A 328-nucleotide genomic window follows, 5' to 3' on the forward strand; every position below is an offset into this window, starting at 1 on the left:
CAACGGCGAGCCGGGCCCGAACTTTGCCCGCGGCATGGCGCTCTTGGGCAAATACACCCTGATCGGCGAGGGCGTGCGCGGTTCGCTCGCCAAGCAGCTGATCGCCAAATTCAACCTCTCGAAGGACAGCGACGTCCAGAAGTTCGGCATCGGCCTGAAAGAGCTCTGGCAGGTCAAGCCCGAGAACCATCGCCCGGGTCTGGTGCAGCACTCGTTCGGCTGGCCGCTCGGCATGAAGACCGGTGGCGGTTCGTTCCTCTATCATCTCGAAGACAACATGGTCGCCGTCGGCTTCGTCGTGCACCTCAATTACAAGAACCCCTATCTC

Annotated in this window: 1 protein-coding gene; it reads left to right on the forward strand. The window is 61.6% G+C overall.

The features are described from left to right. Positions 1-328, forward strand: a 328-nt coding sequence (locus ASE71_RS36940; RefSeq protein WP_413814641.1) for an NAD(P)/FAD-dependent oxidoreductase, incomplete at both ends; no start/stop codon positions are given.

It is taken from the genome of Ensifer sp. Root954, from assembly GCF_001429005.1.
Lineage (GTDB): Bacteria > Pseudomonadota > Alphaproteobacteria > Rhizobiales > Rhizobiaceae > Ensifer > Ensifer adhaerens.